The organism is Coprobacter sp. (assembly GCF_982436375.1).
Genome location: NZ_CEWDCG010000097.1, coordinates 1 through 10,747 on the forward strand (window position 1 = coordinate 1; position 10,747 = coordinate 10,747).

A 10,747-nucleotide genomic window follows, 5' to 3' on the forward strand; every position below is an offset into this window, starting at 1 on the left:
GTATTTCTTCTAAATATTTATCAACTATAATCAAAGAAGTAAGCGGGAAAACACCTTCAAGGTGGATAGACGAAGTCATTATGTCAGAAGCTATTTTTCTTTTGAAATATTCCAATGCAACGGTTCAAGAAATAGCTTTTCAAATGAATTTCCCGAACCCGTCCTTTTTCGGTAAGTTTTTCAAACGCTACACCGGTTTTTCACCCAAATCTTACCGAAACAACGCAACTTTAACCATTTCATAAAAATGAAATAATCTTCTGCATAAAAACACAAATCTTAGCGCCAGTCTATAACGATGGTGGCAGTATCTGTACATTTTCCCTATCGATAGGGAAAATGATTATTCATATGAATTTATTCCAAATCAACCCCAAGCAAAATTTAAGACAGGCTTTTACTTCTATAAACTATATTCATTAGAGTTTTACTAATGAAACTTTTTTCTTTAACCTGAAGATTGTACATTTGCATATACATTGAAACACAGATCAAACAAAATGACAATGAAAAAAACTATTTGTATGATGATAGCCGCAGCTACATTTTCAACATCTGTCGAAATATCGGCAGCTGAAAAAAATTTCTATTCGGTTGAAAAATTTGCAGATCTGGAAATACTTCGTTATAAAGTTCCGGGATTTGAAGACTTGACACCTAAACAAAAAGAATTAGTCTATTATCTTTCTCAAGCCGCATTACAAGGACGAGATATTTTATATGATCAAAACGGGAAATGGAATCTGGCTATCCGTCGGACTCTTGAGGCCGTTTATACCCAATATAAAGGAGACAGAAACAGTAAAGATTTTAAAGCTTTGGAAAAATATCTGAAACAAGTATGGTTTGCCAATGGAATACACCACCACTATTCTACGGATAAATTTAAACCGGAATTCAGCCAAAACTTCTTCGTTCAAGCAGTCAGCTCTATACCGGCTCAGTCTTTGCCTTTAAAAAAAGGAGGAAGCATTAAAGATTTACTGAACGACATCACTCCGGTAATGTTTAATCCCAAGATTATGACAAAACGGGTAAATCAAACCGAAGGAGAAGATCTTGTCGCAACTTCTGCAGGGAATTATTATGACGGAGTCACTCAGGCCGAAGCCGAAGCTTTTTATAATAACATGAAAAATCCTGCCGATCCCACTCCTATTTCATACGGATTGAACAGCCGTCTGGTTAAACGGAACGGAAAAATACAAGAACAAGTTTATAAAGTCGGAGGTCGTTATTCCGAAGCTTTAGAAAAAGTCGTTTATTGGCTTGAAAAAGCTGCTGCCGTTGCAGAAAACGACCAGCAAAAAGCAGTAATCGAAAAACTGATTTCTTACAATAAAAGCGGTGATTTAAAAGAATTTGACGAATACGCAATCCTTTGGGTCGGAGATCTGAACTCTGACATTGATTTTGTAAACGGATTTACCGAAACCTACGGAGATCCTCTTGGCATGAAAGCCAGCTGGGAAGCATTGGTCAACTTTAAAAATAAAGAAGCTTCGAGACGTACCGAGATTATCAGTAACAACGCTCAATGGTTCGAAAGCAACTCTCCGGTAGATAACCGGTTTAAAAAAGAAAACGTGAAAGGTGTATCGGCAAAGGTAATCACCGCAGCTATTCTTGGAGGAGACTCTTATCCTTCTACTGCAATCGGAATCAATCTTCCGAACTCCAACTGGATACGTCACGATCACGGTTCAAAATCTGTAACGATCGAAAATATTACAGATGCTTACGATAAAGCGGCACAAGGAAATGGCTTTGCAGAAGAATTTGTATGGAGCGATACAGAACGCAACTGGATGGAAAAATACGGATTTCAAGCCGACAATTTACATACCGACCTGCATGAATGTCTCGGGCATGCTTCCGGAAAATTACTCCCGGGTACAGATCCCGATGCATTAAAAGCCTATACCTCTACTCTCGAAGAAGCACGAGCAGATCTATTTGCCCTCTATTATATCGCCGATCCGAAAATAGTATCTCTCGGACTCCTGCCAACAGCAGATGCTTATAAGTCGGAATACTATAAGTACATGATGAACGGCCTTATGACTCAACTGACCCGTATCGCTCCCGGCAAAAACATCGAAGAAGCGCACATGCGTAATCGACAATTGATCGCAGCTTGGGTATTGGAAAAAGGTGCTCAGGATAAAGTCGTAGAATTTAAAAAGAAAAATGGGAAAACATTTGTCGTTATAAACGATTACGACAAAATGCGGACATTATTGGGCGAATTGTTGGCAGAAATACAACGCATCAAATCTACGGGAGATTATGAAGCCGGAAAGAATCTTGTGGAAACTTATGCCGTAAAAGTAGATCCCGATCTTCATAAAGAAGTATTAGCCCGTTACGAGAAATTGAACATTGCTCCGTATAAGGGATTCATTAATCCTGTATATACTCCCGTAAAAGATAGTAACGGAAATATCACAGATGTAAAAATCTCATACGATGAAGGGTATTCTGAACAAATGTTACGGTACTCAAAAGACTATTCTCCCCTACCTACTTATAACGATTAGAAACTCATAAACAATAATATGGAAAACGGATAATTTCAATTATGAGATTATCCGTTTTTTATATTTTATATTGAGTAAAAATAAAAATTCTACGTACCTTTGAAACAAGCTATTTTATATCTTAACTTTTATGGAGGAAACTTTACGGGAAATAAAAAAACGATTCAGAATGGCAATGAACGGAATCGTTTCTACAAGTATGCGAGAAAAAGGGATGGACTACCGGATTAATTTCGGTCTTACCCTTCCATTGATACGCAATATCGCAGAATCATATACCCCCAATGCGGAATTAGCCCAATATCTTTGGAAAGAACAAATAAGAGAATCGAAAATGTTAGCTACATGGCTATATCCGGCAAATGAAATGAATCCGGACAAAGCTCAACAATGGGCTGAGGAGATTCCCTATCCTGAAATTGCAGACATCTGTTGCATGAATTTATTTATCAAACTCCCGTTTGCAATACAAAAAGCAAGCGAATGGGTCACATCGGACAAAGATATTCTTCGCTATACAGGATACCAATTATTTAACCGGCTAATGATGCAAAACAGGTATCCGGACAAAGCAGGAGAAGAAAAACTCATATCCTCAGTTTTAAACCAAGACGACCGGGAAATCTCCTCAATACGAATAGCGGCACTCAATTGCATAAAACGGCTGATGCACAGAGATCTTCAAACAGCAAAACATATAGCCGACATATTTCGCCATATATCCGAAACAGGAAATGACAGACAAAAAAGATTTGCAGAAGAGATCTTACTGGAATATGAATTTTGCAAAGACACTCTTTTTCCGACGCAAGATAAATGAACTAATGTTTCATTGTTCTTGTTATAAAAATTAATTATCTTTGTCCTGTTTCCTACAAATGACACCATGCCGGAAGATAAAACGAAAGAAATCGTAAGACAAAAACTTACTCAATATTTAGAAGCGAAAGGTCATCGCAAAACTCCTGAGCGCTATGCCATATTGGATAAGATATATTCGACGAACGAACACTTCGATGTTGATTCGCTTTATGACATTATGTCTCAAAGCGAATATCGGGTAAGCCGGGCAACCATTTACAATACCGTAGACCTGCTTGTCGATGCCGGTCTGATAAGGAAACATCAATTCGGTTACAATCCCGCCCAGTACGAAAAATCGTATAATATGGTCAGCCATCATCACCTGATCTGTACAAAATGCGGGAAAGTACAGGAAGTGAAAGATCAAGAACTATTGAATGTATTGGCAAACAAAAAATTCGGGAAATTTACAACTTCATATTATGCCTTGTATGTATATGGCCTATGTAACCGTTGCAATCAGGCAGAACGAAAAAAATCATCTCGTAAATAGCCCTTATTTTTTCAAGAACAAGAAAGTTTATATAAAATTAGGTATATACGTATGAAAGTAGATGTGCTATTAGGTTTACAATGGGGCGACGAAGGTAAAGGAAAAGTAGTCGACGTGCTAACCCCTAAGTATGACGTTATCACCCGTTTCCAAGGAGGCCCAAATGCAGGACACACTTTGGAGTTCGACGGTCAAAAATATGTACTCCGCTCTATTCCTTCAGGTATTTTTCAAGGCGGAAAAGTAAATGTAATCGGTAACGGAGTTGTTCTCGATCCTGTTCTTTTCAAACAGGAGGCCGAAGCTCTGGCAGCCAGCGGACATGACCTGACACAAAGATTATACATTTCGAAGAAAGCACATCTTATACTCCCGACTCATCGTATATTAGACGCAGCATACGAAGCTGCTAAAGGCGACTCTAAAATCGGAACGACAGGTAAAGGTATCGGCCCTACCTATACCGATAAAGTAAGCCGCAACGGATTGCGAGTAGGTGATTTGTTACACAACTTCGAGGAGAAGTATGCCAAAGCCAAAGCCCGACATGAATCTATTTTAAAATCACTTAATTATCAATATGATATTGCAGAACTCGAAAAGCAATGGTTCGAGGCTCTGGAATATTTGAAAAAATTTAATCTCATCGACAGCGAACACGTCGTAAACGGATTTTTAAAAGAGGGTAAATCGGTTCTTGCAGAAGGAGCACAAGGGACTCTGTTAGATGTCGATTTCGGTTCATATCCTTTTGTGACTTCTTCAAATACCATTTGTGCCGGTGCTTGTACGGGACTCGGTATAGCACCTAACAAAATCGGGAATGTTTACGGTATTTTCAAGGCATATTGCACTCGAGTAGGAAGCGGTCCTTTCCCCACAGAGTTATTCGATGAAACAGGTGAAAAGATGTGTAGTATCGGGCACGAGTTCGGAGCAGTAACCGGACGTAAACGTCGTTGCGGATGGATAGATCTCGTCGCCTTAAAATATGCCATTATGATAGACGGCGTTACACACCTCATCATGATGAAAAGCGATGTGCTCGACACATTCGAAACGATAAAAGCTTGTGTTGCTTATAAAATTGATGGTAAAGAGACAGAAGAGTTTCCTTTTGAAATCAATGATTCTATCGAACCAGTATATGTAGAGCTCCCGGGATGGAAATGCGACATGACCAAAATGCAAAGTGAAGACGAATTCCCGGAAGAATTTAATGCTTATATCTCATTCTTAGAAAAGGAACTGCAAGTTCCGATCAAAATCGTTTCGGTAGGTCCTGACCGTGAACAAACAATCGTAAGATATACGGAAAAATAAAACTGCTCTTAAAAAAAGCAATCGGGTGGGATTTGATTCCACCCGATTGCTTTTTTAATCATTCTCTCCCACCGGATCTCACCAACTCGAATACCCGTTTATTGAAATCGGAGTTTTTCAACAAATCTTCTATCGTAATATGCATACGATAACGCCAATAATTGCGAGGATTAGCCGGAACATTTATCCTCTCTTCTACAGGATTATTACGACGTATATTTCCATCAATCGAAAGCCAGTCTTGTAATGGAATGATAGCCAACATAGAAGGCGAATGCATATGCATAGCAAGAATCTTTTCACATATCCACGGTTCACAGTAATAAGGAGCTTCTCCTTGTTCTTGTAAAATACAATTATAATACCGTTGGGTCTTACTCCTGTCTTCCTCCCACCATGCTCTGATTCCGGACATATCATGCGTAGAAGTAGTGCATACCGACAAGTACGGATAATTAGCTACATCTCCAAACTCTTTATCCGGATCTTTCGGCATTCTTTGTATCTCGAGTGACAGAATCTGCAACGCATTCATTACTTCCGGTACAGATTGCGGTATCATCCCCAGATCCTCACCACACACCAGCATCCCGGTTGAAGATATCAACGGTGGTAGTTTCTTCATTGCTTCATTTTTCCAAAAAGCATCTTGTCTATGGTAAAAAAAGTCAACATACAGCCGATCATAACACCATCTTTCATAATCAGTCAAAGATTTATAACTATATGTTTGCCGGGCAGAGATACAAGGATGGTACTTCCTTTTCTGGTAAGGATCTTCTACGAACAAAATTTCATCTGTTAATGCAAAAAGTCCGGATTTTATTTTTAAACTCTTCTCATCACTTTTACCACAAAAATGGTTTTCAATTTTCCTTTGCGTATTGAAATCGAGACTCAATGCATATATTCCATATCCGCATTCAAGCAGATAATCATGTATTACCTCTCCTGCATATTCGCCAAACAGACTTTGTAACATATATTCCCGAATATACGGATGTGCATGTCGGTGTTCATCAAAATAAAATCCATAAGACTGTAATTCTTCTATCGAAAAAGGAATAGCCGGATTAAAATGCCCCAATACTCCTTGTATGGCACTTTCGGGAATTTCCCAGATTCTGAAAAAACCCAATATATGATCTATGCGGTATGCATCGAAATATTCTGCCATTTTACGAAAACGGGCTTTCCACCAAGCATAATCGTCTTTAGCCATCTCATCCCAATTATATGTCGGGAATCCCCAATTTTGGCCTTCTACAGAGAAATCATCAGGTGGAGCTCCAGCCTGCGAATCCATGTAAAACAATTCGGGATGAGACCACGCATCTACACTATCCCGACTTACCCCGATAGGAATATCGCCTTTAAGCACTATGCCTTTTGCATGCGCATAATTCCTGACTTCAAGAAGCTGTACATGTAAATGATACTGAACAAAATAATAAAAACTGACTTTATCATAATAAATATTCCCACATGCACAGAATTCGGCTATATCATCCGGATTGAAAACCGAATACATCTTCCATTTCCTAAAGTCCGGAGTTTCATAAATATCACGCAAACAACAATAAGCAGCATAAGGCTCAAGCCATTCTCTGTTAGCCTCAAAGAACTCTTTAAAACCAGATGAATTCAATGTTTTTTCCCCTGACTGCAAAAATACGGCTTTTAAATACTCCCATTTCATAAGAGTTACTCGCTCATAATCAATCTCTGGCAAAACATTCAACTCTGCTGCAAGTTTTTCATATGCAACCATAGAATCATTGTCTTTCAACCGATCTATTGCCGTTACTCGTAAATATGCCGGATGAAGAGCAAAAATAGAATTCGCCCTGTAAGGATACGAATCAAGCCAAGTATGAGTCATTGTAGTATCATTAACCGGCAGAACCTGAATAAACCGCTGACCTGTCTGTACAGCCCAATCGACCATCTTCTTCAAATCAAGGAACTCTCCTATTCCCCAACTTTCTTCTGAACGTAATGAGAAGACCGGAATTACGACTCCTGCCCCTCTCCAGTCCGGTAAAGGAAGATTCCATTTAAAGCCGGAAAAAACGATGTTCTCACTCGATCCCAAATGAGGAATCTCCAAAACTCTGTTATTCCCAGATTCCCATGCAACGACATTACGGGAATCTTTCTTCATGACCAAGAATTTATATTCTACGGTATGTTTCAAAGATGATGCATCCAATACAGCCTCCCACAAAGGGAAACGTGTATCATCCATAATAATAGCATCCTTAATACTCCATGCCTCAGACATCATTGTCCCGGTCAAAGCCACAACTTCATCCGGACGAATAGAGGGTGCATATATCTGTAACGTCACGGCAGTTGAATAAGAAGGCAAAACATCTGAACCTGTCCGATGACGTGCCAAAATTACTTTATTAAACGCAGAAGAATAAAACGAACTGTTGGCAGGCATATTCTGCCAAACATCATATAAATAATAAGTATGATTTAATGTCGACGGTATAAAAGAGCGAGGCTCGCCCCATTCTTTGTCATAAGGCTGCCCATATTCTTTCACTAAATAATGATAATCAAATCCGGAAGATGCGTCTTGCAAATTCAGTGTTAAAGCCCATATCCCATCTCCTTCATACCGCATCGGTACAGCTTTCTCCTCCTCAAAATTACCAAGAGAAGAATGACTGCCTGTCACATAAAGTTCTTGTCCCCAACGGGTATGATATTCTATTTTAAAGACTATTTTCATAGCTATTCATTTTAATCATTAGCTCGTTATGAAGTTACGAATTTATTCAAAACCGATAATTATATCTCAGCCCAAAAATAAAATTCTTTCTTTCAAATATAGTTAAATGCCTGTTTAAATTTTTATCCGAAATGAAATAGTATAATTTTCAAAAGATTTAAAACAGGCTTATAAGTTCAAACAAAAAAAGACGAACACATGTTCGTCTTTTTTATCAATAGAATATCTTTTTATACAATAATCGACCGATTTATCCGCATTTAGATGTACCGCACGAAGTACAAATTAAACAGCCCTCCTGATAAATGAGAGTTTCCTGACCACAATTCGGACACGTTTGTCCGCTGGCTTTTGTTCCGTTCGGCAGATATTTTTTCAAAGCTCTTTCCACCCCGTTTTTCCACGTATTGATAGACTGACTGTCCAATTCAAGAGTAGAAACGAGCTTCAAAACCTGATCAATAGGCATACCGTAACGCAAGACTCCCGAAATCAATTTGGCATAATTCCAATATTCAGGATTAAACTTATCGGATAAACCTTCAATTGTCGTTTTATATCCTCTCTTATTTCGATATTGGAAATCATAACGTTTATTGCCTTCTTCATCGATAGCTTTAATTATCTTTCCTTTCGTAATATTTTTCGGAAGCAAGATTCCCTCCTCATCATCCGCCAGACCTGTAAAAATTTCATAAGGATTCCCGTCTTTCAAACCGATAAAAGCAATCCATTTATCTTTATTATTCTGGAAACGGACTACATCGGCATCCAACTCTATAGGACGTTTAGGATCAAGATGTACCGGTGCTTTTTTCTCCTCCTTTTTTGTTGCGAGAAGCACTCCTGCCCGAGAACCATCTCTATAAACGGTACAACCTTTACAGCCGCTCTTCCAGGCTTCAACATACAACTGTCCCACCAATTCCTCTGTTACATCTGACGGTAGATTGATCGTTACACTGATCGAATGATCTACCCATTTTTGAACACGACCTTGCATTCTCACTTTCTGCAACCAATCGACATCATTCGATGTAGCCTTATAATAAGGTGATTTGGATACTAATTCGTCTATTTCTTCCTGTGTATAATTCGATCGCACTTCATAACCATTGGTCTGCATCCATGTTATAAACTTATGATGGAATACGACATACTCTTCATACGCATCTCCTGATTCATCGACAAAATCGATACGAACTTCAGGGTCATTCGGATTTACTTTCCGACGGCGACGATACACAGGCATAAACACCGGCTCAATACCGGAGGTAGTCTGCGTCATAAGGCTCGTCGTCCCTGTCGGAGCAATCGTCAAACAAGCAATATTTCTACGTCCGTACTTCACCATATCAGAGTAAAGCTCAGGATCGGCATCCTTTAAACGCAGAATAAACGGGTTCTTCTCTTCTCTCTTCGCATCGAATATTTCAAAAGCTCCTCTTTCTTTCGCCATCTGCACAGAAGAGCGATATGCCGCCAAAGCCAATGTCTTATGGACTTGTTCCGAAAATTCCGTCGCTTTTTCTGTCCCATACTGTAATCCGAGAGCAGCCAGCATATCTCCTTCGGCTGTCGTTCCGACTCCGGTACGACGTCCTTTCAAAGTCTTTGACCGTATCTTTTCCCAAAGATGTAATTCTGTCTGCTTCACTTCATCCGACTCGGGATCAGACTTAACCTTATCCAATATTTTATCGATTTTTTCCATTTCAAGATCGATAATATCATCCATAATACGCTGAGCCAGCATAATATGTTGTTTGAACAGGTCAAAATCGAAATATGCTTTATCTGTAAACGGATTTACAACGTATGAATATAGATTGACAGCTAATAAACGACAACTGTCATAAGGGCACAAAGGTATCTCTCCGCAAGGATTGGTAGAAACTGTTTTGAATCCCAGATCAGCATAGCAATCGGGTACAGATTCCCGAGTAATAGTATCCCAAAAGAGGACTCCCGGTTCTGCCGACTTCCACGCATTATGTACTATCTTTTTCCAAATAGCCTGAGCATCGACTTCTTTTGTAACTTTGGGATTTTCTCCTTCAATCGGATATTGCTGAACAAAAGGCTCTCCGGCAATAGCAGCTTTCATAAAATCATCGCTGATTTTTACAGAGACATTTGCCCCTGTTACCTTACCTTCTGTCATCTTTGCATCGATAAAAGCCTCCGAATCAGGGTGTTTAATAGAAACACTCAACATTAAAGCTCCACGACGTCCGTCTTGAGCAACTTCACGGGTAGAGTTGGAATAACGCTCCATAAACGGAACTAAACCGGTAGAGGTCAAAGCTGAATTTTTTACAGGCGAACCTTTAGGGCGAATATGAGACAGATCGTGTCCTACTCCACCCCGCCTCTTCATCAACTGTACTTGCTCCTCATCTATTTTTATAATACCGCCGTATGAATCGGCCGAACCGTCCATACCGATAACAAAACAATTAGACAAAGATCCTATTTGAAAGTTATTTCCGATACCACTCATCGGACTTCCTTGAGGAACAATATAACGAAAATCTCTAAAAAGGCCCATCAACTGCTCTTCTGTAAGAGGATTAGGATATTTTTTTTCGATTCTCGCAATTTCACTTGCCAAACGAAAATGCATTTCATCCGGATTCTTCTCATAAATATTTCCATAAGAATCTTTAAGGGCATATTTGTTCACCCATACTCGGGCTGCAAGCTCATCACCCTTAAAATACTTTAATGAAGCTTCGAATGCTTCATCATAAGTGTAGTTTTTAGGTTCCACTGTTTCTTTAG

General features: G+C 39.2%; 7 protein-coding genes. 5 read left to right on the top strand and 2 right to left on the bottom strand.

All coding sequences use genetic code 11. The annotated features are described in order from the left end of the window. The 5 genes from AC1WHX_RS07010 to AC1WHX_RS07030 all read left to right on the top strand — a co-directional run. Positions 1-245, top strand: a 245-nt coding sequence (locus AC1WHX_RS07010; protein ID WP_481229061.1) for a helix-turn-helix domain-containing protein, incomplete at its 5' end; no start/stop codon positions are given. A gap of 261 nt (positions 246-506) precedes the next feature. Then, the gene (locus AC1WHX_RS07015; RefSeq protein WP_122337084.1) at positions 507-2,540 is read left to right on the top strand and encodes a dipeptidyl-peptidase 3 family protein; all 2,034 of its coding nucleotides are present in this window, start codon (positions 507-509) and stop codon (positions 2,538-2,540) included. A gap of 130 nt (positions 2,541-2,670) precedes the next feature. Then, positions 2,671-3,360, top strand: a complete 690-nt coding sequence (locus tag AC1WHX_RS07020) for a DNA alkylation repair protein (RefSeq protein ID WP_122337083.1) — start codon at positions 2,671-2,673, stop codon at positions 3,358-3,360. A 66-nt stretch (positions 3,361-3,426) separates the two neighbouring features. After that, a complete protein-coding gene (locus AC1WHX_RS07025; protein WP_122337082.1) occupies positions 3,427-3,897 on the top strand; it encodes a Fur family transcriptional regulator in 471 nt (156 codons plus the stop codon). 51 nt (positions 3,898-3,948) lie between these two features. After that, positions 3,949-5,220, top strand: coding sequence for an adenylosuccinate synthase (locus tag AC1WHX_RS07030; RefSeq protein ID WP_122337081.1), 1,272 nt, complete (start codon positions 3,949-3,951; stop codon positions 5,218-5,220). Between the two features lie 58 nt (positions 5,221-5,278). Here the strand turns inward: AC1WHX_RS07030 and AC1WHX_RS07035 are convergent, their stop codons facing one another. Beyond that, positions 5,279-7,963 carry a 4-alpha-glucanotransferase gene (locus tag AC1WHX_RS07035; protein ID WP_303116881.1) on the bottom strand — a complete coding sequence of 895 codons (2,685 nt, stop codon included), beginning with the start codon at positions 7,961-7,963 and terminating at the stop codon, positions 5,279-5,281. 250 nt (positions 7,964-8,213) lie between these two features. Further along, positions 8,214-10,736: an adenosylcobalamin-dependent ribonucleoside-diphosphate reductase gene (locus tag AC1WHX_RS07040; protein ID WP_009317286.1), complete on the bottom strand. Its 2,523-nt coding sequence runs from the start codon at positions 10,734-10,736 to the stop codon at positions 8,214-8,216. Between the last annotated feature and the right edge of the window lie 11 nt (positions 10,737-10,747).

Excerpts from the sequence above, each read along its gene's own strand:
- AC1WHX_RS07015 (WP_122337084.1), top strand. The coding sequence starts at position 507 with ATGAAAAAAACTATTTGTATGATGATAGCCGCAGCTACATTTTCAACA.
- AC1WHX_RS07035 (WP_303116881.1), bottom strand. The coding sequence starts at position 7,963 with ATGAAAATAGTCTTTAAAATAGAATATCATACCCGTTGGGGACAAGAA.
- AC1WHX_RS07030 (WP_122337081.1), top strand. The coding sequence starts at position 3,949 with ATGAAAGTAGATGTGCTATTAGGTTTACAATGGGGCGACGAAGGTAAA.
- AC1WHX_RS07020 (WP_122337083.1), top strand. The coding sequence starts at position 2,671 with ATGGAGGAAACTTTACGGGAAATAAAAAAACGATTCAGAATGGCAATG.
- AC1WHX_RS07025 (WP_122337082.1), top strand. The coding sequence starts at position 3,427 with ATGCCGGAAGATAAAACGAAAGAAATCGTAAGACAAAAACTTACTCAA.